Genomic DNA, 21,641 nt, shown 5'->3' on the forward strand with positions numbered 1-21,641 from the left:
CGGCACCACCCTCAAAATCGAACTCGACATCCAAGCCGTCCAAGGCACCACCCTCCCCACCACCTGAACCCCACCAGGACGCACCACAGCGGGCTCACCACAGCGGTGCCACAGCGGCACAACACCGGCACCACAGCGCCGTCCCGCGACGACCGAAAGCTGCCGGAGACGGCCGGAGCGGCCGCAGTGGCCGGAACAGCCGGCTGAGGTCGGTGCGAGTCGGCGACGGCCGACAGGGGAAGTCAAAGGAAGGTGGCAACCACTCCACGGAGCCGCACATGCAAGGGCCACTCACCAAAGATCTTGCTGTTGCGATGAAAAGATGAGCTTCCGCCTCGCAGATGCGGACGTATCATCGGCACCGGCCGCCGTGCGGCCGGTCCGCCGGTAGGAGTGCCGGCGGACCTCGACGAGTCCGTGCAGGGCGGATGAGTCCGTGCGGACCGGGGTGTCCGTACCGGACCGGCCCGTCCGCCCCGGACCTTGAGGGAGTGGATCCGTGATGAGCCGTTCCGCCCGGTCTCCCCGCCGGATGCTCCGGGCCGCCGGTGCCGGTGCCGCCGCGCTGCTGGCCCTCAGCGCCTGTTCGTCGTCCGGTCCGGACTCGTCACCGCAGTCCTCGCAGGGCTCCTCCGCGTCGTCCGGTGCCTCGGGTGCGGTGTCCGGTGAGGTGACCGTCTTCGCCGCGGCCTCGTTGAAGGAAAGCTTCACGACGCTGGGCAAGAAGTTCGAGAAGGACCACCCCGGCGCCAAGGTCACCTTCAACTTCGGCGGCAGTGACTCACTCGCGGCCGGCATCACCGGTGGTGCCCCGGCCGATGTGTTCGCCTCCGCCAGCCCGAAGACGATGAAGACCGTCACGGATCAGGGCGAGGCGGCCGGCACCCCCGTCACCTTCGTGCGCAACCGGCTGGAGATCGCCACCCTGCCCGGCAACCCGGACCACCTGTCCTCCCTGAAGGACCTCACCAAATCCGGTCTGAAGGTGGTGCTGTGCGCGCAGACGGTGCCGTGCGGGGCCGCCGCGCAGCAGGCACTGGACGCCGGAGGTGTCCGGGTCACGCCCGTCTCCTACGAGCAGGACGTGAAGTCCGCCCTGAACAAGGTGGTGCTCAAGGAGGCCGACGCCGCGCTGGTGTACCGGACCGATGTGCAGGCCGCCGGTGGCACAGTGGAGGGCGTGGACTTCCCCGAATCGGCCAAGGCCGTCAACGAATACCCGATCGTCCGGCTGAAGCACGCGAAGAACGCCGCGGCCGCCGACGCGTTCATCGCGCTGGTCCGCTCCGCCGAGGGCCAGAAGGTGCTCGGCGAGGCCGGGTTCCTCACGCCGTGACGCCGCCCGGCGAGGCCGGGACGGCGCGCCGCCCCCACACGGGCCGTCCGCGGCGCCGCACCCGAGGCGGCGCGCCGCTGCCCCTGCTGCTGCCCGCGCTGATCGGCCTGGTGTTCCTGGTCCTGCCGCTGGTCGCCCTGCTGGTGCGGGCGCCCTGGCGGAGCATGCCCGGCCTGCTGACCAGCAGCGAGGTGTGGCAGGCGCTGCGGCTGTCCGTGGTGTGCGCGACGGCGGCGACCGCGGTGAGCCTGGTGCTGGGGGTGCCGCTGGCCTGGCTGCTGGCCCGCACGGAGTTCCCCGGGCGCCGGCTGGTGCGCGCCCTGGTGACCCTGCCGCTCGTGCTGCCGCCCGTGGTGGGCGGTGTGGCCCTGCTCATGGCGCTGGGGCGCAACGGGGTCGCCGGGCGGTGGCTGGACTCCTGGTTCGGCATCACGCTGCCGTTCACCACCACCGGGGTCGTGCTGGCCGAGGCGTTCGTGGCGCTGCCGTTCCTCGTGATCACCGTCGAGGGCACGCTGCGCGCCGCCGACCCCCGGTACGAGGAGGCGGCCACCACGCTGGGGGCGTCCCGGTTCACCGCGTTCCGCCGGGTGACGCTGCCGCTCGTGGCGCCCGGCATCGCCGCCGGTGCGGTGCTGGCGTGGGCGCGGGCGCTCGGCGAGTTCGGCGCGACGATCACCTTCGCCGGCAATTTCCCCGGCCGTACCCAGACCATGCCGCTGGCCGTCTACCTGGCCCTGCAGAACGACCCGGAGGCGGCCATCGCCCTCAGTCTGGTCCTGCTGGCCGTGTCGGTCGCGGTGCTCGCCGGGCTGCGGGACCGCTGGATGGGCGCCTCATGACCGGGGACCGTCTCACGACCGGCACCAGCACCGGCACCGGCACCGGTGGCCCCCGTAAGGCGGACGCCACCGGGAGCGGCGCCGGGCTGGACGCCCGTCTGGTCGTCGAGCGCGGCTCCTTCCGTCTCGATGTGACGCTGACCGCCGCGCCCGGGGACGTGGTGGCGCTGCTGGGTCCGAACGGCGCCGGCAAGACGACCGCCCTGCGGGCCCTGGCCGGTCTGGTCCCGCTGTCCGGCGGGCATCTGCGGCTGGACGGCAAGCGGCTGGACCGTACGCCGCCGGAGGCCCGCCCGGTCGGTGTCGTCTTCCAGGACTATCTGCTCTTCCCGCATCTGTCGGTGCTGGACAACGTGGCGTTCGGGCCGCGCTGCCACGGTGTCCGCAAGGCCGAGGCCCGCGCCCAGGCCGCCGTCTGGCTGGAACGCATGGGCCTGGCCGCGCATGCGGCGGCCAAGCCCCGCAACCTGTCCGGCGGGCAGGCCCAGCGCGTCGCCCTCGCCCGCGCGCTGGCCACGCACCCCCGGCTGCTGCTGCTCGACGAGCCGCTCGCCGCCCTGGACGCCCGGACCCGGCTCGACGTCCGTGCTCAACTGCGCCGCCATCTGGCCGGCTTCGAGGCGGTCGCCGTGCTGGTGACGCACGATCCGCTGGACGCCATGGTGCTGGCCGACCACCTCGTCGTCATCGAGAACGGCCGGATCGTGCAGCAGGGGTCCCCGGCGCACGTCGCCCGCCATCCGCGCACCGACTACATCGCCCAGCTGGTCGGCCTCAACCTCTACCGGGGGCGGGCCGACGGGCACACGGTCCGCGTGCAGGACGGGCCCTCGATCACCACTAGCGAGGACCTCGCCGGTGACGTCTTCGTCGTCTTCCCGCCCGGCGCGGTGACCCTGCACCGGGAACGTCCTCACAGCTCCAGCGCCCGCAACGTCTGGCGCTGCGAGGTGGCCGGCCTGGAGACGCACGGCGACCAGATCCGCGCCGACCTCACCGGTGACCTGCCGCTGGTCGCCGACCTGACCACGGTCGCCGCCGCCGAACTGGACCTCCACCCGGGAGCCGTGGTGTGGGCGACGGTGAAGGCCGCCCAGACGCACGCGTACCGCGCCTGACGCGGCCGGGCTCATCCGGGTGACGGTTCCGTTCCGACGGCCGTGACGGTTCCGTTCCGACGGCCGTGACGGGCTCGTTCCGACGGCCGTGACGGGCTCGTTCCGACGGCCGTGACGGGCTCGTTCCGACGGCGGTGACGGTGCCCGCCGTGTACCGGGCGGTGGTGCGCCGCCGGAAACCTGTCGGCGCGCGGGGCCGCGGTGGCAGGATCACCGTGCCGGTGTTCCGGGTCTCGTGCGGGCCGGATCGCCGTACGGGTGCTCCGGGGCCCTGTACGCCGGAGCACCGTGCCGGTGTTCCGGATCTCCCGCGGGCCGGATCGCCGTGCCGTCGTGCCGTGCCGAGGAGGGGCCGAGGTGCCGTCCACCGAGCTGATCCACACCTACCGCATCGCCGCGCCGCTGCCCGAGGTCTTCGCGCACCTGGCCGAACCGACGCACTACATCGGCCTGTCGCCGCTCGTCGTCACCGTCCGGGAGGTGCGCCGCAGCGGCCGGACCGTGCACTACACGGCGGTGGAGCGCTTCCGGCTGCTGGGCGTGCTGCGGCATGACAACCTCATCGATGTCACCCTCGTCGCCGTGCCGGACCGGCTTCCCGAGGCGGCCGAGGTGTCCGGTGAGGTCCGCAGCCCGGGCCGGGTCCGCATGAGCTACCGGTTCGCCCTGACCCGGGACGGGGACGGCACCGCCGTCACCGACACCCTGCGCCTGCGCACACCGCTGGGCCTGCTGCGTTTCGCCGCCGCACAGGCCGCGGCGGTGCAGCGGAACCGCGCCCGCGTACTGGCGGCTCGGCTGGAGACGTCGCCGTGACCGCCGGTCGGCGAAGATCTGCGCGGACGGCCCGGTGACCCGTCCGGCCGCGCCCGCCCCCGCACGGGCACGGCCGGAACCCGCATCGGTCCGGTCCGGCGCCGGAAACCTGCCGGTGTCCGGCACCGGAGCGATCCGTAGTGCTCCCCCTGCGCCAGGATGCCCGACCGGCTCCTGTCGTCGCATTGCCGGCCTCCGGCAATGTTCACTACGGTTTCGTTGCTGGTGAACAGTCAACAAAGTGCCGCCGCGGCGCACGCGACGGGGCGCATACGACAGGGGGACGGGTGAGGCAGGGCACGGAGCGCTATCTGGACGGGTTTGCCCGCATTCTGGCCGATGCGGCCGCCACCGGACGGCGTCTGACCCGTCAGGAGCTGGAGTCGCGGCGCACCCTGGGCGAACGGGCCGCCGAGGCCGGGCACGGGCTGCGCGCCCTGGTCGGTGCGCACCTCACTGCGGCCCGCACCGTCTGGCCCGCCGATCACGGCTGTGCCGACGGCGCGCTGGCCGCGCTCCATCAGGCGGTCGACGCCTTCGCCGAGGGGTACGAGCGTGCCCAGCGCCTCGCCGTGCGCCAGGAGGAGGCCGCCCGGCGGGAGTTCATCGACGACCTTCTCTACGGCCGCAGCAATCTGGGCCGGCTCGCCGAACGCGCCGAACGCTTCGGCCTGCGGCTGTCCCGCGCCCACGCCGTCGCCGTCGCCGAGGGACCCACCCCCTACGCCGAGGGGGAGCCCGTGCCCCGCCGGGTGGAGCAGGCGCTGCTGACCCGCTTCGGCAACCGTGACGTGCTGCTCACCACCAAGGACGGACGGCTGCTGTGCATCGCGCCCGGCCATGAGCAGGATGTGCTGCCCTACTTCGCCAAGTACGCTCACGACGCCACCGGCGGCGGCCGCGTGGCCATCGGCCGCCCGCAGCCCGGCCCCGGCGGGGTGGTCCAGTCGTACGAAGAGGCCCTGAACGCGTTGGAGATGGCGGAGCGGCTCGGCCTGGACGACCCCGTCCTGCACGCGGAGGACCTGCTCGTCTACCCGGTTCTCGCCCGCGACCGCCAGGCCATGGCCGACCTGGTCCGCAACACCCTGGGCCCGCTCACCGCCGCCCGCGGCGGGGCTCAGCCTCTGCTGGACACCCTGACTGCCTATTTCGACTCGGGCTGCGTGGCCACCGAGGCGGCCCGCCGGCTGTCCCTGAGCGTGCGCGCCCTGACCTACCGCCTGGCCCGTATCCGCCAGCTCACCGGCGCCGACCCCAACGACCCGGCCCACCGCTACCGGCTCCAGACCGCCACCATCGGCGCCCGCCTGCTGGACTGGCCGGCGAAGGAGCTGTGAGAGCCACGGCGCCGCCCGGGCAGCGGGCACGCGGTCCACTCGGCACACGCGGCGGCGACAACACTCGGGCGGCTCACGACGTCACACCGTCAACCCGCCCGATATGCCGGTCACATGCCCGATCGTTACGTTCGTCACAGGTCGGTCGCCCGGGCCGACGTCCGTGCGACAGAGGGAAGTGACATGCGTATCCGTACCGTTGCCGTGGCCGCTGCCGGAGTGAGCGCGGTGGTTGTCACCGCCGCAGGACTCACCTACGCCTCCGCCGCCGCGGACGCCCCGGCGGCATCGTCCGCCCAGCAGGCGGCGGCCGCCCCCGCCCCGCGTGCGGACCGGCCGCCCGCCCAGGTGGCCGCTCCCGCGCAGCCCGCCGCCGGGAACGACGACCGGGACGGGGACAGCGGCTCGGACCGGGACGGCGGCAAGGGCGGAGACGAGCGCGGCGGCCGTGACCGCGACAGCGGCGGCGACCACGGCCGGGACGGAGGCGGGCGCGGCCACGGGGGCCACGGCGACCACGACGAGGGGAAGATCTACTTCAACGAGCGCATGTACTCGGCGTCGGCCACCGGCTGCGTCACCGCGGCCGGCGGACTGGGCTCCACCAGTTTCAGCGTGTTCAACGACAGCGAGCGGACCGTCGAGGTGTACCGCGGTTTCACCTGCGACAACGGCGCTCCGGTCGCCACCGTCGGCCCGCACGGCGCCACCCACGGTGTGGTGACGGACACCTTCCACGACGGCCTGCTCGACGGCTTCGGCCACGGCATGCTGTCCGGCGACGACGGTGTCGTCGGCAGCTTCCGGGTGCTCGACGACGACGAGAAGTGGTGACGGCGCCCACAGTCGCGAGTGCGCCGCCGCGCGGCCGGCGAGCGGTGTGGCCGACGCCTCGGCCGGGCAAGGACAACCCCTGCCCGGCTGCTAACGTCTGCCCATCTGCAGACGTCATTCGCGGGACAATCGGACGATACAGACGACAATACAAACGACGACAGCACTGCGTCCTGAGCGCTGCCCGTAGCGCCCCCGCACCTGAGAACTGGCCGGAGACCCATTCGATGACGACTTCCATCACGACCGCGCAGGGGATCGACGGCGCGGCCATCGACGGCGGCCTCTACACCGACGTCACCGACTTCGCGCGCGACACGCACTGGCTGAACGGGCCCGTGTCCGCGTACACCTCCGTCGGCATGGGCGTGTTCGTGGTGTTCCTGCTGATCGCCTGGTGGCGGGCCCGCCGGGAGGGGAGCGCGGTGATGGCCGGGGTGCTGGCCACGCCGTTCGCCGTCGTCATCGCCTACCTCGCCAACACCGGGATCAAGGACGTCTTCCAGGAGCCGCGGCCCTGCCGGGCGCTGCCGCACGCCTACCTCGTCGAGGCCTGCCCGCCCCCGGACGACTACGCCTTCCCCAGCAACCACACCACGGTCGCGTTCGCCTTCACCGTGGCGCTGGCGCTCACCTACCGGTGGCTGGGCGGAATAGCGCTGCTGGCGGCCGTCGCGATGGGCGCCTCCCGGGTGTACGTCGGCGCCCACTACCCGCACGACGTCGCGGTGGGTGCCGTGGTCGGCTCGCTCGTCGCGCTGGTCCTGGTCCTGGCGGCCCGCTGGCTGTGCGGTCCGCTGGTCACCCGGCTGCGGCAGGGCGTCCTGCGCCCGCTGCTCGTCGCCTGAGGCTGCTCGGCCCACGAGGCATTCAGGTCTCCGGGACGGTCTCGTCCCGTTCTGACACGGCCAGTGCGCGCACGCCGTACGGTTGCGGGTGCACGCCGCGCGGGCGGGAGCGCGCCGGCCGGTGTTCCGTCCGGTGTGTGGCAGTGCCTGTGGCCGATGCGCGGTCCCTGCGGTCGTGCGAACAGGCAACGGCGGATCTGCGTCGAGGAGCCGGGCGGTGCGGCAGCGGTGGGGCGTGACGGCGCGGTAGGACGTGACGGATTGGTCCGGTGTGACGGCCGGACGGCGGCCGTGGGGCGAGCAGCGACGCCCGGAACCGGCGAGACACAGATTCGAGGACATGGCCCCATGAGGACATGACCCCATGAGGACATGGCCCGATGAGGACATGGCCCGATGAGGACATGGCCCGATGAGGACACGACTCCATGGGCCCATGAGCCCAGTACGGGGGGAATGCGGACCCACCTGAGGGGAATCCCCGCACGACCGTCACAAAGGCTGCACACAGCCTTGTTAGCGTGGCAGGCCGCCCGGCCGACCGACTCAGGATGAACCGGATGGACTACTGCACCACGTGCCGACGGCACCTCAACGGCGCCCTGGTATGTCCCGGTTGCGGTGCATACGCACCGGACATAGCCCCGAACTCCACCGCCGACTCCGCGGCGCTCTACGCACCGGGCCCCGCCGCGGACGCCCTGGCCGCGCCGTACCCGGTGCCCACGCCGGGGTCCGGACGGCCGTACACGACACGCCCCGGTGAGGCGTCCGCCACCGGTACCGGCGAGGCACCCACCGGTATCGAGGGGACCTCCACCGGTTCGGGGAAGACCCTCACCGGTTTCGAGAAGACTCCCACCGGTGCCTGGAAGACCCGCACCGCCGGTTTCGGCCAGACACCAGCTCCTGCTCCCGGTGAGACACCGGGCACCGCCCGCGGTGCCGAGTCCGCCGCCGGTCTCGCCGCCGCCCCGGCCGTCTCCGGTGCCCCGGCCGTCTCCGGTGCCCCGGCCGTCTCCGGTGCCCCGGCCGTCTCCGGTGCTCCGGCCGGCCCGGAGGACGCCGAGCCGGTGCCCGGCTTCCCCCCGGCCGTGGTGCGGGGGCCGGGCCGGGCGGCGCGACGGAGGCAGCGGGAACGCTGGAAGAAGACGCAGCGCCGGGCCCTGGTCGCCACGGCCGTGGCTCTCGTCGGCGGCGGGCTGACCGTCGCCTCCATGGACCGGCACACCGCCGCGCGCGTCCAGGCCGCCCCGACGGCACCCGAGACGCCGCGCACGGACACCGTGAGCAGCCGGCTGCCCGACCGTACCGACCCGGCGACCACGCCCGACGACGACGCGAAGGCCACCTCCTCCGCACGGCACAGCACGCCCGCCAGCACCCCGACGGACAGCGGCCGGCCCACCGCGCAGCACGGCACCGCCTCCGCACAGTCCGACCGCACGCAGGTCATGCACGCCGCATCGGACCCCTCCGGCCGCACGAGCGCAGCGCACACCAGCGGCCGGACCGCGCCGTCGGACGCGAAGCCCACCGAGCAGTCGACCGCCCCGAACACCGGGTCCACGCCGTCCACCGGTTCCACGGACGAGGGGTCCGGGTCCGGCAGCACGGGACAACCCTCTCCGGGTTCCACCGAACCTGACGAAACCGGCAGCACACCCGCGCCCGACGACTCCACGGCACCGCCCGCCTCGTCGTCCGGTTCCTCCTCGTCCACCTCGTCGCACTCGTCCCAGGGACTGTGCCTGCTGGGGCTGATCTGCGTCCGCTGATCCGCGTCGTCGCGATGCGGACCGGGTGCTGTGCCTGCCCGGGCACCGCCGACTCAACTGATGCCACCATCGGCCGCATTGTCCGCACCCGTGCCCGAGGATGGCGTCATGACAGATGCCCGTACCGAACTTGCGCTGAGCAAGCAGGATCTTCGTGAGGTGACCGCGTTCGCCGCTGCGTGCGCGGACGGGGTGCTCGCCCTGTTCGAGGCGGACCGGCCGGACGATGCGCGGCCGCGCGAAGCACTCGCTGCCGCTTGGGAGTTCGCGCGGGGCGGGGAGCGGGGGAAAGCCTTGCGCGACACGGCGTGGGCGGCTCTGAGGGCTGCCGGGAGCGCGGGCACCGAGGCCGCGCGCGAGGCGGCTCGGGCGGCGATGTCCGCGGCCGGTGCCGCATATCTGCATCCGCTGGCCAAGGCCACCCAGGTCAGGCACATCCTCGGATCCGGCGCCCACGCGGCGCGCGCCGCCGAACTCGCCGCGGGCGACGATCCGGACGTCGGTGCCGAGCACATCGGCCGGGTGATGCGCCGTGCGACACCGGCCGTGGTCGGTGTGCTCCGGCGTTATCCGGCGGCACCGGCCGGCGGTGGGAGAACGGGTGAGCTGCTGCGCATGCTGGACGCCGGCCTGCGTGCGCGTCCCCTCGCCGCTGACGACCGCGATCCCGGCCCGGCCCGTCCGGCGCCCCCGGACGTCCCGCCGGCTTAGGCACCGACTGCCCGGGGCTCGGAGACGGAACCGGGCTCGGAGACGGAACCGGGGCTCGGGCACACGCACCCGCCACCGTCGCCCGGTACCGCCTCGTCCGCCGGATTCCTGTTGCCCGCTCAGTCCTCGCCGCCCTCGAAGCTGGCGAAGTACGCCGCGGCCATGTCCTCGTCGGCGTGGCCCGCGGCGGCGGCGCGTGCGAAGCGCTCGGCGCCGGCGGCGGCCACGTCGAGGCGGACGCCGTGCAGCTCGCCCGCACGCACGATGAGCCGGGCGTCCTTCTCGGCCGTGGCCACGGTGAAACTCGGCGGCGTGAGACGGCCGCCCAGCACCAGGTCGGCCTTTGCGTGCAGGTAGCCCATGTCCAGGGGGCCGCCGGCGATGAGGTCGAAGAAGTTCTGCGGGTCCACGCCGAGGCCCTTGGCCAGCGCGAGGGCTTCGCCGGTGGCGGTGGTGGCCGCGATGACCCAGCTGTTGGCGACCAGCTTCACCCGGGTCGCGGCACCGGTCGAGCCGTCCTCGCCGGTCCACAGGGTGCGGGTGCCGACCGCGTCGAACACCGGGGTCACCGTGTCGCGGCCCGCGGCGGGGCCGGCGGCCAGCACGGTGAGCTGTCCGGCCTCGGCGGGCTGCTTGGTGCCCAGCACCGGGGCGTCGTAGAACAGCAGGCCGTGGGTGCGGGCCAGGTCCGCCAGCTCGGGGACCGACTCCAGGCCGACCGTGGTCGACTGCGCCCAGGCGGCGCCCTCGCGGGCCGCGCCGGCCGCCTCGCGCATCACCTGCAGCACCGTGTCGCCGTCGAACAGCATGGTGAGCACCACGTCGGCGTCCCGGACCGCCTCGGCCGGGGTGCCGGCGACCTGCACGCCGCCGGCCGTCAGCGCCTCGGCCTTGTCCCGGGAGCGGTTCCAGGCCCGGACGGTGTGCCCGGCCCGCGCGAGGTTGCGGGCCATGGCGCCGCCCATGATGCCGGTGCCCAGGACGGCCACGGTGCGGGTGGTGGTGTCGGTCATGTGGTCCTTCTCCTGCGGTCGTGCGGATCACCTGACCGCGAGTATCCGCCACCCGGCCCGCCCGGCACGGCAGCGACCACCGGACCATCCGCCTGAGGACGGCACCGGTTCACACGAGCCAGACCGTGGTGTCCGGTTCCAGAGTGCGCCCGGTCAGCGGGGCACTGCTGAGCAGCACGTCCCCGGGCGGCAGGGCGACGGGCCGGCCGGAGAGGTTGCTGACGCACCGCCAGCCCTGGGACCGGGTGAAGGCCAGCACGCCTTCCGGGGTGTCCTCCGCCCAGGTCAAATCCTCGCCGGAGAGGAGTTTGCGGCGCAGCCGCAGGGCCGAGCGGTACAGCTCCAGCGTCGAGCCCTCCACCCCGTCCTGCGCCTGGACGGAGTACGAGGCGAAGCTCGCCGGCTGCGGCAGCCAGGCGCCGCCCGGCCCGAAGCCGTACGACGGCCCGGTCGTCGTCCACGGCAGCGGCACCCGGCAGCCGTCGCGGCCCTTGCGGGCATGTCCCGTCTGCTCCCACACCGGGTCCTGCAGCACCTCGGCGGGCAGGTCGGCGACCTCGGGCAGGCCGAGTTCCTCACCCTGGTAGAGGTAGGCCGAGCCGGGCAGTGCCAGCATCAGCAGGGTCGCGGCGCGGGCCCGGCGCAGCCCGGCGCGCTCGTCCACGGCCGGGGTGCGGCCCCCGGACAGCAGCCAGGCGTCCGGGTCCGTGCCCGGCGGCAGCATCAGCCGGGAGGCGTGCCGGACGACGTCGTGGTTGGACAGCACCCAGGTGGCCGAGGCTCCGGCGGCCCGCGCCACCCGCAGGGAGTCGGTGATGACCCGGCGCAGCCGCTCGGCGTCCCACGGCGCTTCCAGGTACTCGAAGTTGAAGGCCTGGCCCAGTTCGTCGGGGCGGGCGTACAGGGCACGGCGGGGTCCCGGCACCCACGCCTCGGCGACGGCGGTGCGCGGCGGGGAGTACGCGTCGAAGATCTTGCGCCAGTCGCGGTAGATCTCGTGGACGTCGTCGCGGTCCCAGTAGGGGTGGCTGCCGGGCGGGAGGTGGGCGAGGGCGGCCTCGCCGGTGGCGCGGAGGTCGCCGACGTCCCTGAGCGGCTCGTCGAGGTCCTTGACCAGGCCGTGGGCCACGTCGATGCGGAAGCCGTCGACGCCGCGGTCGGCCCAGAAGCGCAGTGTGGTGCGGAAGTCGGCGCGGACCTCCTCGTTGCGCCAGTCGAAGTCCGGCTGTTCGGGTGCGAACAGGTGCAGGTACCACTGTCCGTCGGGCACCCGCTGCCAGGCGCTGCCGCCGAAGACGGACTGCCAGTCGGTGGGCGGCTGTTCGCCTCCCGGGCCGCGCCCGTCGCGGAAGACGTACCGGGCGCGGGCCGCCGAGCCCGGTCCGGCGCGCAGCGCCTCCTGGAACCAGGGGTGCTGGTGGGAGCTGTGGTTGGGGACGATGTCGACGATCACCTTCAGGCCGAGCCGGTGGGCCTCGGCGACCATCGCGTCGAAGTCGTCGAGGGTGCCCAGGCGCGGATCGACGTCCCGGTGGTCGATGACGTCGTAGCCGCCGTCGGCGAGTTCGCTGGGGTAGAACGGGCTGAGCCAGACCGCGTCCGCACCGAGCGCGGCGACATGGGTCAGCCGTTCGGTGATGCCCCGGATGTCGCCGAGTCCGTCCCCGTCGGCGTCGGCGAAGCTGCGCGGATAGATCTGGTAGACGACGGACTGCCGCCACCAGTCGGGGTTCTTGGCGGACAGGTCCGGATGGCCGGCGGCGGGGCGGGAGCGGTGCGCGGTGGTGCGGTCGGTCACGCGGTCTCCTCGTGGTGCGGTGCGGCGACACAGGGAACTGTGTCCCGTTCGCCCGATGGACGAACACCGCCGGCAGGGGGCGAAAGGGGCGTTCGGTGCTCGCGTCCTGTGGCGCCGGGCGCGCGCGGCGCCTGGCGCACTCCGGCCGGGGCCGGCCGCCTGCGGCGCCCCGCGCGCATCAGCCGGTGTCCGCCGCGCAGTGCTCCAGCAGACGGCGTATGTCCTCGTCCACCACCCGGTAGCGCGCCACGCGCCCCTCTTTGTGCCGTTCCACCACCCCGGCGGCCCGCAGCAGCCGCAGCGCCTGGGAGACGGCCGGGTCGTTCATGCCGGTGGCGATCGCCAGGTCGGAGACGGCCAGCGGTCCGGTGCGGTGCAGGGCGAACAGCAGCGCGAGCCGGTTGGCGTCGGCGAGCAGGGAGAAGCGGCCGGCCCAGGTGCGGACGCGGTCCGCGTCGCCGATGGCGGCGATCGCCTCGCACACCCGGTGGCCGTCGATGCTGCGACGGTTCGCCCGGTCGGGCGGCACGAGATGCATGGCGCCCATCCTGTCAGGACAGCTCCTCCCGCACAGCGTGTGATTTTGCATACCTGCGTGGTTGTGCAGCTATGCAGGCGGTGCCCGGTGCCCCTACGGTGGGCGGGCCGTGGTGTTCGGGAAGCCGGTGCGAGACCGGCGCGGCCCTCGCCACTGTGATCGGGAAGTTCCCGGCCCATGTCCCTCACGGGACAGCCACTGGCCGCTCACGCGGCCGGGAAGGCGGGCCGGGCACGCGGCACCCGGAAGCCAGGAGACCGGCCACGGCAGCTCACGGAAGATCCACGAGGTGCTGGAGCGTGATGACCGGATGACCCTGCCCGACCCTGCCCGCACGACGCCCGACACCCGGGCCGGCACGAACCCCGGCGCCTTCCGCTGGCGGCGGGAGGACACCCTGAGGACGGCGGGGCTGATGGGGGTGATCGCCGCCCTGCACGTCGTCGCCTTCGGTGTGCTGTTCCTGCTCGTCGTCCCGCAGCACTACCAGGTCGGCACCAAGGCCTTCGGCATCGGCCTCGGGGTCACCGCCTACACCCTCGGCATGCGGCACGCGTTCGACGCCGACCACATCGCCGCCATCGACAACACCACCCGCAAGCTGATGGCCGACGGCAAGCGCCCGGTGTCGGCGGGTTTCTGGTTCGCGCTCGGGCACTCCAGCGTGGTGGTGCTCATGGCCGCGCTGGTCGCGGGCGGCACCCGGCTGGCGGGCACCCTGATGAGCGACGAGTCGCGCACCCACCAGGCGCTCGGCGTGGTGGGCACCACCGTCTCGGGGACGTTCCTGTATCTCATCGCGGCCCTGAACCTGGTCGCGCTGGCGGGAATCTGGAAGGTGTTCCGGGCGATGCGCGCGGGCACCTGGGACGAGCGGGCCCTGGAGGCGCACCTGGACTCGCGCGGCCTGATGAACCGGGTCCTCGGCCGGCTGACGAAGTCCGTCTCGCGCCCCGGCCAGATGTATCCGCTGGGCTTCCTGTTCGGCCTGGGCTTCGACACCGCCACCGAGGTCACCCTGATGGTGATGGCGGGCTCGGGCGCGGCGTCGGGCCTGCCCTGGTACGCCATCCTGTGCCTGCCGCTGCTGTTCGCGGCCGGGATGAGCCTGTTCGACACGCTCGACGGGACGTTCATGAACGTCGCCTACCAGTGGGCGTTCTCCCACCCCGTCCGCAAGGTGTACTACAACCTGACCATCACCGGTCTGTCGATCGCGGTCGCGTTTCTCATCGGCACCATCGAGCTGGTCGGGGTCCTCCACGACAAGCTCGCTCTCGGCGACCGCGTCACCGGCTGGATCGCCGGCCTCGATCTCGACCACGTGGGCTATGTCATCGTCGGCCTGTTCGTGGTGGTGTGGGCGGTGGCGCTGACGTACTGGAAGGTGGCCAAGGTGGAGCAGCGCTGGGCGGCCCGTCCGGCGGACACCCGCTGAGCCGTCCGCCACGGGTCACCCGCCCGGCCCTCGCCCGGGTGGCCTCTGCCCGGGCGAGGGCCCGGCGGGCGGGTGATGCGGCGGCGCGACACCGGCGCGCTCACGGCACCGCGGCGCCCGGGCTGCGGATGCTCGAAGGGACAGCTCGACCGTCCCTGCTGCTGGGAGGCACCCGCCCATGCCCCGTCCCGCCGCCCGTGCCCTGTCCGTCGCCGCGCTGTGCGCGGTCCTCCTGGTGTCCGTGACCGCGTGCTCGTCCGGCGCGCGGGGCCCGGACGCCGACGCGTCGGCCTCCGCCGCCGAGGCCACCCGGCCGGCCGTGACCGCCTCGCCGGCGCCGAAGGCGCTCACCGCGGTGCAGGCGGAGGCGGCCCTGCTCACCGAGGCCGACATGGGGGAGCCGTGGCAGCCGACGCGGGGCGCCGCGACCTGGCACGACGGGGTGCTCAAGGCCAAGGCCGACACCCCTGCCTGCCAGCGGCTGCTGGACGCCCTCTACGCGGACGAGCCCCTCGGCAGGCCCCAGGGCACGCAGGCGGTCGCCGGGTTCGACGACGTGGACGGGGCGGCGCAGCTGCGGCACCGGGTGCTCTCCCCGCGCCCCGCGGACGTGGACCGCTCCCTGGCCTGGATGCGCGGCATGGCGGACGACTGCGCCCGCTTCACCGCGACGACGACCCGCCACGGGGAGCAGAGCGTGCAGGTACGCGAGGTGGCGCTGCCGGAGGTCGGGGACGCCCGTCAGGGCCTGCGGATCGTGTTCACCGGCCCGGACGACTACGACGACCCGCCCACGCTGACCCTGGACGTTGCCGCGGTCCGGGTCGGCGCCGACGCGCTCACCATCAGCACAGGCGCCGAGGGCACGCTCGTGCCGCGCATCATCACGCGGGCCGTCGAGCAGGCCGTGGGCCGGCTTGAGAAGGTGCACGACGGCCACCACGCGCGGGCGTGAGAGCCGTCGCCGGCACGACGTCTCAGGCGACCATGCGGTCCACGGCGTCCTTGGCCTCCTTCAGGCCGGCGCCGGTCGCCTCACGGTAGACCTTGATGGCCTCGATCTGCCGTCCCGCCCGCGCCAGTTCGTGCGCCTGCTGCAGACGCGGGTCGTCGTCCTCCAGCCCCAAGTGGGCCATGATCAAATCGAGTTCGTGCTCGATGCGGGCCAGCCGACGGTCGGCGCGGGAGAAGTACACCCCGCTGCCGGCGAACTGCACGACGAGAACGGTGACGACAAGGGCCATGGCGATGGTGTCCATGACACCGAGCGTAGTGTCCGGCGGCACCGCGAAGGCTCAGTGGAACCTCAGAACTGCGTTGCGGTCCAGGGCGGTTGGGCAGGTGCGGGGCCCAGGGTGGTGGTGCCCGGCGCGGTGCGGTGGCCCAGTCCCGTGCGGTAGGCGTCCAGGGCCGCCTCCACCCGGCCGGTGCGGCGCAGCAGATCGCCCAGCAGACGGCACAGATCCGCCAGGTCACCGGCGGCGCCGGCCCTCTCCAGCAGGCTCAGCGCGCGGACGTAGTGCTCCTCCGCCGCCTCCGTGTCGTCGGCGTCCTCGGCGATGATGCCGAGCAGCCGGTGCGCGGCGGCGGCGTGCACCGCGCCGCGTTCGGAGGACAGCTCGCCGAGGACCTGGTGCAGCAGCTCGGCGGCCTGCCCGGACTTGCCGCGCCGGTGCAGCACATCGGCCAGCTCGACCACGACCTGGCTGGAGTACAGGGACGCCCGGCGCTCCCGCAGCATGCCCTGCGCGGCCCGCAACTCCTCCTCCGCACGCTCCAGTTCGCCCTTCTGCGCGCACACGTAGCCGCGCATCCAGTGGCAGTTGGCGAGTTCGGTGCGCAGCTGCAACTGGCGGTACAGCTCGGCGGCCTTGGCGAGCGAGGCGTCCGCCTCCGCGAGGCGGCCCTCGGCGAGCAGCGTGCGGGCGACGGACCGGTGCATCCGGGCCACCAGCGCCGGATCACCGGCCTGCGGGGCGAGCGCGAGCGCGAACTCGGCCGCCTGCGCGGCCCGGGCATGGGCACCGAGGTCCATGTAGGGGCCGATCACGCTGGCGTACAGCAGGAGCAGCGCGTCGGGGTCGTGCATCCCGTTGCGGTTCAGCTCGTCGAGCGTGGACTCCAGCAGGTAGACCGCGTACCGGATTTCGCCGGCGAGGTAGTGGGAGACGGCGCGGCCGCGCAGCGCGGGGACACGCGCGGGCAGCGGTGCCTCGGCCAGGACCTGTTCGCAGCGCTCGAAGTACTCGCGTCCACGGATGAGTTCGCCGGTGTCCAGGGCGCACTCGCCGAGCCCGAGCAGGGCGGCGGCCCGCACATCGGTGAGATCGAACCGTTCGGCCTCCGCCAGCAGCCGCTCGTACTGCGCGGCGGCGTCGTCGGCCTCCCCGCTCGCGTGGGTGCGCTGCGCCTCGGTCAGCCGCATCCGCAGATCGGTGGCCAGATGGGCGGGGCGCCCGGTGGCGAGTTCCTCGAAGCCGACGCCCAGACGGGCCGCGAGATGCTGCAGCGCCTCGTCGGAGGGGCGCACCCGGCCGGCCTCCAGGGTGGACACGTAGGCGGGAGTGTAGGCGGGTTCGGCCAACTGCCGTTGTGTCAACCCCCGTTCGCGCCGCAGCCGCTGCACCCGGCGTCCGATGGTCTCCGGGTCGTCCCGCTTCACCATGCGGCTCATCATGCCAGCCGGTGGGGGCCCAGCGAAGGCTTGCGAGAAAACCTGTCGTCTTCTGTGCAACGTTGTGCACAGCAGCCGTCAACTCGACCGTCACATCTTTTCGTTGAGGCTCAGAACCCCTAGGTTGGGAGAGGCGTTAAACCCGCTTAATCCGTCACTGTCACTCTTCCTGTCGCTGCGAGGTCGGTTGCCGTGCTCGGACGTTCTGCCACGGAACTGCGTCCAGGTCGCCTCCGTACGCATCACATCAGAGGGCTCACCGCGGCCGTGATCGCCGTGACCGCCCTGGTGGTGGCGGCCAACGCCGGTCCCTCCGATACCCATGCCCCCGACACCGTCCAGCAGGTCGCCGCCCAGGACCGCTGAACGACGTCGACGGCGTCTTGGAACACCGGTATCGCGCTCCTAGTTGGGCAGCACGGTGCGCAACGCCTGGTACAGGTGCCGGGCGAGTGCTTTGTCGCTCGGCGGATCCGCGGAGAACAGGGGATCCAGCTCGGCCGCGAAGGTCTGGGTGAACGCGCCGTAGAGCGGGGTGCGAGGGCGGTGCACCGCCGTGCGCAGCGCGGGCAGCAGGACGGTCCGGGCGTAGGCCGGGCGGCCCGCGGAGTCCCGCGGCATCCGGTCCGTGCTGTCCCGTGACGGGGACGCCGTCGCGCCCCCGGCCGCGGTGCAGGTGACGCTGTCGTCGGTGTACGCCGAGGTCCGGGTAGCGGCGAACCCCGCGTCCAGCAGGCAGCGTTCGCTGGACGGGCTGGTGAGGAACGCGACCAGTTCGGCGGCCTTCCGCTGCCGGGGCGAGTCGCGCGTCACGGCCAGGTTCTGCCCGCCGAGGACCGCCCGTCCGGGCAGCGGAGCGACCCCCAACTGCTGGGCGGTGAACCGCTGGTGGAGCGTGCGGTAGACGTAGGGCCAGTGCCGCAGGAAGGCGGTGCGTCCGGCCGCGAAGTCGCTGAGCGATCCGTCCTCGCGGGAGGTGACCGCCCGGTTCAGCGTGTACGGCGTGTCGGTGCGCCGGCGCAATTCCGCGATGCCGTCGGCCAGTTCCTGTTCCGTGGCGGTGAAGTGCCCGGAGTCGTCGACCAGCTGGAAACCGTCGGTGGCGGACGCGAACGCCTCGATGGCGTTGACGGTCCGGCCCTCGTACGCGTCCAGCTGCGTCGTCCAGGTCTTGTCGAATCCCTTGGGCGGGTGGGCCTCCAGTGTGTCGCCGAGGCTGCGCAGCTGCTGCCAGGAAAGTCCGGACCCGAGGTCGGTCTGCTGCACGCCCGCCTCACGCAGGTAGTCGCGGCGGTAGAAGAGCAGTCCCACGTCGCTGTTGAACGGCACCGCGTACACCCGGTCGTGCCAGCGGGCGGTGACGGCGACCGAGGGGATGACGTCCTCGTCCACCAGCGTGTCGCTCAGCGGACTGATGAGGTCCGCCTCGGCGAACTCCGGCACCCACGTCACGTCCAGGTTCACCACGTCGTAGCGGGCGCTGCCCGACTGCAGTGCACCCAGCAGCTGGCTGCGCTGCTCGTCGGCGGAACCGGGCAGCTCCACCAGGCGGGCGCGGAAACCGGTGTTCTCCCTCTCCTGCTTCCGGTTCCAGGCGTCGATGAGCTGCTGACGGACACCCCCCTTGCCGGTGACGTCCCGGCCGCTGGCCACCACGATCTCGCCGGGCACGTCGCCCAGGGCGGTCTTCGCGGCCTGCGGGGTGCCGCCGGTGCAGGCGGTGGCGGCCAGCACAGCGGCGGACAGCAGCAGGCCGGCGACGCGCCGCGGCGGGGAGAACAGGGCGTGCGGCCGGTTGCGGCCCGGCCGACGGGCGGGGGCCATGAGCCGTCGCACGCGTCCTGTGGTCCGTCGGATGCTCATCGTTCCTCCCCCGTCCCCACGCGCGCCACCTCGTCGCTCAGTTCCGTGCCGAGGTCGTCGTCGGCGTCCAGGCAGCGGCCGTGGCTGACGTCGGCGATCTGTGCGTCCGGGCGGCCCTTGTCGCAGGAGCCGGCCGTCAGCGACACCATGTCGACGGTGACGTTCTTCGCCCGGGCCCGGTCCAGCACGTCGGTGAGGTGGTCACCGGACAGGCGGCCCACGTCCTCGTCGTCGGTGATGAAGACGACGAGCTGCGGCCGCGCGTCGTCCGCGCCCCGCCGGGCCATGGTGTCGATGGCGTCCAGCAGCGCCGCGTGCGGGTCCGCCTCGGCGTCCCGGGTGCGCGCCCTGGTGTCGACGGCCCGCTCGGCGTCGGCCCGCTCGTGGTGGCCGAACGGCAGCAGCTCCTCGTGGTGCCGGCCGTCGGCCGTCTCGTACACCGACCACACCTCGTACTGGTCGTCGGGGCCGAGGCCGCCCAGCGACTGCTTCAGGATGCCGGGCCCGCCGCCCGGGCCGGGCCACTGCTGGAACATCGAGCTGGAACTGTCCAGCAGATACAGAACCCGGCCGGGACCGTCCGCGCTGCGGTAGCGGGCCAGCGCGTCGTCCATCGCGGTGCCCGGCACAGAACCCGGCAGCGCGCCCGGGAAGCGCAGCACCGCCGCGCCGGCCCGGCCGGGACCGAGCAGCGGATGACCCGCCGTCGTGGCCGAGCGGAAACCGGCCGCCTCGAACGCGGCCAGGCCGTCCTCCCCGGTGAGCCAGGTACGGAAGCGTCTGACGGCGTCGTCGCGGGCCGGCCGGTCGTGGTCGCCGCCCTCCCAGCGGACCCGGACGAACGTGGGTGTCAGCGCGGGCACGTCGTCGGGGTACTCGGCGGTGCGCGGCACCGGAACGTCCGGGGCGCAGTCCACGCCGCTCGACAGCAGGAACTCGGGGACCAGTGCGGCGGTGCGGCGGTCCGCCCGGCTGTCGGCGGCCAGCGCGCACAACAGCTCGTGGGACGTCCGCGAGGGCACGCCGGCGGGCCGTACGCTCTGCTCGGCCGAGCGCGGGTCGGCGCCGTCGCCGTACAGGCCGACCGTCGCCAGCAGGGCGGCGTCGGTCCCCTCCGGGTCGGCGCGCAGCACACCCGCGTCCGCTTCCCGTTTCTTCATGTCCGCCACCAGCCGGGACAGCGGCTGCCCGGCCCGGTCGGACGGCGATTCCCCGGCGATGTCCTGCGGGACGGCCAGGACCACCGGGGAGTACACGAACGGGCCGGGGTCCGGCTGGAGCGTGGCACGCGTCGGCCCGGACTGGCCGGCGGTGACCCGCTCCACGTCGGCCGCGGAGGCCGGGATCCACACGTCCGGCTGGGGTCCGATGTCGCGCTGCGGATTGACGTCGTCCTCGACCGGCTCCTGCCACGGGTCGGTCTGCCGGTGCAGCGCGGTGACCACGTTGCCCGCACCGGCCGAGTAGACGGTGATGCCGGTACGGCGGCAGCCGTCGCCGGTGAGGTTGGCGTCCGAGGCGAGATACGCGTTCGCGGCGGCGCTGACCACGGGCTCCAGGTCGGGATCGGTGAGCAGCCGCAGCTCCAGCGGCGGCGTGCACAGGGCGTGGTCGTCCGTGGAGAACGCCCCGGAGCCGAAGAGGCAGCCCGCGACGACACCGGCGACGAGGACGAGGCAGGCACCGACGACGACGGGCCGGGGCTGGTTTCTGGCCCATCGGACGCATGCCCGGAGGCGCGCTCGGAGGGCGGCGCGGAAGGGCTGGTGCACCGGCTCCGTCCGGCCGGTGTCGGCGGGCCTTCGCCGGCCCGGCTCCCCGCCCTCGGTCCGCCCGCCGGGCCCGGTCCCCGGCGGCGGATCGGACATCTCGGGGGATGGGCTCGGTTCCTCGGACGACGGGGGCGGGAGCGTCGGGGCAGGAACCGTCACCGGGTCCGGCAGCACGGGCCGCGCACTGAGCAGCACGTCGACACCGGGCGCGGCGGCCAAGTCCGGCAGCCACAGGTCGCCCTGGGTGGTCGTGCGGTGCGCGGTCACCATGCGTTTCCGCAGCAGCTCGTACATCCGCAGGGCGGAGATCTCCCCGGGCGCCCCCAGCAGCTCGGCCACGTCCCGGGTGAACGGGGTCGCCTCGCTGCCGTTGCCCGAGTCGATGAGGCGGTTGGCCTGCACGGCCATCAGCACCAGGGTCCGCCGGTGGTCGGAGAAGTTCTGCCACACCCGGGCGGCGTTGCCCGCGAAGCAGCAGTCCAGGATCACCACGATCCGCTGGGCGCGGCTCCTGGCGAGCACGGCGAGCACCTGGGAGAAGTAGGCCGCACCCGGGAAGACCGCCTCGGCCCCCGCGACGATCCGCGCGTTGCGCATCTGCAGGAACAGCTCGTGGCCCGCGCTCGGCACGGCTCCGTGCCCGGCGAAGTAGCACAGCAGCAGCCCGTCGGCCTCCTGGGCGGCGCTGCGCAGTTTCTCGGTGAAGTCGTCCAGGGTCGGCGAGGCGCACGGGTCGATGTCCCGGTCGCCGAAGACGCCGCCACCCCGCAACGCGTCCTGCATCGCTCGCAGGTTGTGCCCGACGGCGGGCAGGTTGCCGGACACACCGTCCGTCTCCTCCGGCCGCCGGAAGTCGTACTCGGACACACCCACCAGCAGCGCCCGGTTTCTTCGGCCGCGCGGATCGAAGCGGTCCACCGGA

Annotated in this window: 18 protein-coding genes and 1 riboswitch; of the genes, 11 read left to right on the forward strand and 7 right to left on the reverse strand. The window is 73.5% G+C overall.

Features of this window, described 5'->3' with window-relative positions:
• Positions 1 to 502 precede the first annotated feature (502 nt).
• The 9 genes from modA (at position 503) to IE286_RS07940 (ending at position 9,623) form a co-directional block, all read left to right on the forward strand.
• A complete protein-coding gene (gene modA, locus IE286_RS07900) occupies positions 503 to 1,336 on the forward strand; it encodes a molybdate ABC transporter substrate-binding protein (protein WP_189795906.1) in 834 nt (277 codons plus the stop codon).
• Entirely contained in the window at positions 1,333 to 2,178 is an 846-nt protein-coding gene (gene modB, locus IE286_RS07905; protein ID WP_189795907.1) for a molybdate ABC transporter permease subunit, read from the forward strand. The genes modA and modB overlap by 4 nt, the downstream gene beginning before the upstream one ends.
• Positions 2,175 to 3,296 carry an ABC transporter ATP-binding protein gene (locus IE286_RS07910; protein WP_189795908.1) on the forward strand — a complete coding sequence of 374 codons (1,122 nt, stop codon included), beginning with the start codon at positions 2,175 to 2,177 and terminating at the stop codon, positions 3,294 to 3,296. Before modB ends, IE286_RS07910 begins: the two co-directional genes overlap by 4 nt.
• Positions 3,297 to 3,653: 357 nt before the next feature.
• A complete protein-coding gene (locus IE286_RS07915) occupies positions 3,654 to 4,112 on the forward strand; it encodes an SRPBCC family protein (protein WP_189795909.1) in 459 nt (152 codons plus the stop codon).
• A 287-nt stretch (positions 4,113 to 4,399) separates the two neighbouring features.
• The gene (locus IE286_RS07920; protein ID WP_189795910.1) at positions 4,400 to 5,452 is read left to right on the forward strand and encodes a PucR family transcriptional regulator; all 1,053 of its coding nucleotides are present in this window, start codon (positions 4,400 to 4,402) and stop codon (positions 5,450 to 5,452) included.
• Positions 5,453 to 5,635: 183 nt separating this feature from the next.
• Positions 5,636 to 6,286 carry a hypothetical protein gene (locus IE286_RS07925; RefSeq protein WP_189795911.1) on the forward strand — a complete coding sequence of 217 codons (651 nt, stop codon included), beginning with the start codon at positions 5,636 to 5,638 and terminating at the stop codon, positions 6,284 to 6,286.
• Positions 6,287 to 6,513: 227 nt separating this feature from the next.
• Positions 6,514 to 7,134, forward strand: a complete 621-nt coding sequence (locus IE286_RS07930; protein ID WP_189795912.1) for a phosphatase PAP2 family protein — start codon at positions 6,514 to 6,516, stop codon at positions 7,132 to 7,134.
• Between the two features lie 560 nt (positions 7,135 to 7,694).
• Entirely contained in the window at positions 7,695 to 8,912 is a 1,218-nt protein-coding gene (locus IE286_RS07935) for an SCO2400 family protein (protein WP_189795913.1), read from the forward strand.
• Between the two features lie 108 nt (positions 8,913 to 9,020).
• Positions 9,021 to 9,623 (forward strand): putative immunity protein, encoded by a 603-nt coding sequence (locus IE286_RS07940; RefSeq protein ID WP_189795914.1) that lies wholly within the window; start codon positions 9,021 to 9,023, stop codon positions 9,621 to 9,623.
• Positions 9,624 to 9,742: 119 nt separating this feature from the next.
• Here IE286_RS07940 and IE286_RS07945 read toward each other — a convergent pair whose 3' ends face one another.
• From IE286_RS07945 to IE286_RS07955, 3 genes are all read right to left on the reverse strand, one after another.
• Complete coding sequence (locus IE286_RS07945; protein ID WP_189795915.1) at positions 9,743 to 10,636, reverse strand: NAD(P)-dependent oxidoreductase; 894 nt, start codon at positions 10,634 to 10,636, stop codon at positions 9,743 to 9,745.
• Between the two features lie 109 nt (positions 10,637 to 10,745).
• Positions 10,746 to 12,434 carry a glycoside hydrolase family 13 protein gene (locus IE286_RS07950; protein WP_189795916.1) on the reverse strand — a complete coding sequence of 563 codons (1,689 nt, stop codon included), beginning with the start codon at positions 12,432 to 12,434 and terminating at the stop codon, positions 10,746 to 10,748.
• A 178-nt stretch (positions 12,435 to 12,612) separates the two neighbouring features.
• Positions 12,613 to 12,972, reverse strand: coding sequence for an ArsR/SmtB family transcription factor (locus IE286_RS07955; protein ID WP_189795917.1), 360 nt, complete (start codon positions 12,970 to 12,972; stop codon positions 12,613 to 12,615).
• Positions 12,973 to 13,065: 93 nt separating this feature from the next.
• A riboswitch (cobalamin riboswitch) is annotated at positions 13,066 to 13,252 on the forward strand.
• 30 nt (positions 13,253 to 13,282) lie between these two features.
• Here IE286_RS07955 and nicT point away from each other — a divergent pair.
• Both nicT and IE286_RS07965 read left to right on the forward strand, forming a co-directional pair.
• Positions 13,283 to 14,410 carry a Nickel transporter NicT gene (gene nicT / locus IE286_RS07960; protein WP_189796083.1) on the forward strand — a complete coding sequence of 376 codons (1,128 nt, stop codon included), beginning with the start codon at positions 13,283 to 13,285 and terminating at the stop codon, positions 14,408 to 14,410.
• Positions 14,411 to 14,588: 178 nt separating this feature from the next.
• A complete protein-coding gene (locus IE286_RS07965) occupies positions 14,589 to 15,365 on the forward strand; it encodes a hypothetical protein (RefSeq protein WP_189795918.1) in 777 nt (258 codons plus the stop codon).
• 22 nt (positions 15,366 to 15,387) lie between these two features.
• Here IE286_RS07965 and IE286_RS07970 read toward each other — a convergent pair whose 3' ends face one another.
• The 4 genes from IE286_RS07970 to IE286_RS07985 form a co-directional block, all read right to left on the reverse strand.
• Complete coding sequence (locus IE286_RS07970) at positions 15,388 to 15,669, reverse strand: ribosomal protein L7/L12 (RefSeq protein WP_189795919.1); 282 nt, start codon at positions 15,667 to 15,669, stop codon at positions 15,388 to 15,390.
• A 47-nt stretch (positions 15,670 to 15,716) separates the two neighbouring features.
• Complete coding sequence (locus tag IE286_RS07975; RefSeq protein ID WP_189795920.1) at positions 15,717 to 17,075, reverse strand: helix-turn-helix domain-containing protein; 1,359 nt, start codon at positions 17,073 to 17,075, stop codon at positions 15,717 to 15,719.
• Positions 17,076 to 17,489: 414 nt separating this feature from the next.
• Positions 17,490 to 18,947 (reverse strand): extracellular solute-binding protein, encoded by a 1,458-nt coding sequence (locus tag IE286_RS07980; protein WP_229862077.1) that lies wholly within the window; start codon positions 18,945 to 18,947, stop codon positions 17,490 to 17,492.
• Positions 18,944 to 21,637, reverse strand: coding sequence for a VWA domain-containing protein (locus IE286_RS07985; RefSeq protein WP_189795921.1), 2,694 nt, complete (start codon positions 21,635 to 21,637; stop codon positions 18,944 to 18,946). The genes IE286_RS07980 and IE286_RS07985 overlap by 4 nt, the downstream gene beginning before the upstream one ends.
• Positions 21,638 to 21,641 lie beyond the last annotated feature (4 nt).

The organism is Streptomyces thermodiastaticus (assembly GCF_014656135.1).
GTDB lineage: Bacteria > Actinomycetota > Actinomycetes > Streptomycetales > Streptomycetaceae > Streptomyces > Streptomyces thermodiastaticus.

Bases quoted from the DNA above. Each gene is read 5' to 3' on its own strand.
- IE286_RS07955 (WP_189795917.1), bottom strand. From the start codon at position 12,972: ATGCATCTCGTGCCGCCCGACCGGGCGAACCGTCGCAGCATCGACGGC.
- IE286_RS07935 (WP_189795913.1), top strand. From the start codon at position 7,695: ATGGACTACTGCACCACGTGCCGACGGCACCTCAACGGCGCCCTGGTA.
- IE286_RS07975 (WP_189795920.1), bottom strand. From the start codon at position 17,075: ATGGTGAAGCGGGACGACCCGGAGACCATCGGACGCCGGGTGCAGCGG.
- IE286_RS07980 (WP_229862077.1), bottom strand. From the start codon at position 18,947: ATGAGCATCCGACGGACCACAGGACGCGTGCGACGGCTCATGGCCCCC.
- IE286_RS07930 (WP_189795912.1), top strand. From the start codon at position 6,514: ATGACGACTTCCATCACGACCGCGCAGGGGATCGACGGCGCGGCCATC.
- IE286_RS07965 (WP_189795918.1), top strand. From the start codon at position 14,589: ATGCCCCGTCCCGCCGCCCGTGCCCTGTCCGTCGCCGCGCTGTGCGCG.
- IE286_RS07940 (WP_189795914.1), top strand. From the start codon at position 9,021: ATGACAGATGCCCGTACCGAACTTGCGCTGAGCAAGCAGGATCTTCGT.
- IE286_RS07925 (WP_189795911.1), top strand. From the start codon at position 5,636: ATGCGTATCCGTACCGTTGCCGTGGCCGCTGCCGGAGTGAGCGCGGTG.
- IE286_RS07970 (WP_189795919.1), bottom strand. From the start codon at position 15,669: ATGGACACCATCGCCATGGCCCTTGTCGTCACCGTTCTCGTCGTGCAG.
- modA (WP_189795906.1), top strand. From the start codon at position 503: ATGAGCCGTTCCGCCCGGTCTCCCCGCCGGATGCTCCGGGCCGCCGGT.
- IE286_RS07910 (WP_189795908.1), top strand. From the start codon at position 2,175: ATGACCGGGGACCGTCTCACGACCGGCACCAGCACCGGCACCGGCACC.
- nicT (WP_189796083.1), top strand. From the start codon at position 13,283: ATGACCCTGCCCGACCCTGCCCGCACGACGCCCGACACCCGGGCCGGC.
- IE286_RS07945 (WP_189795915.1), bottom strand. From the start codon at position 10,636: ATGACCGACACCACCACCCGCACCGTGGCCGTCCTGGGCACCGGCATC.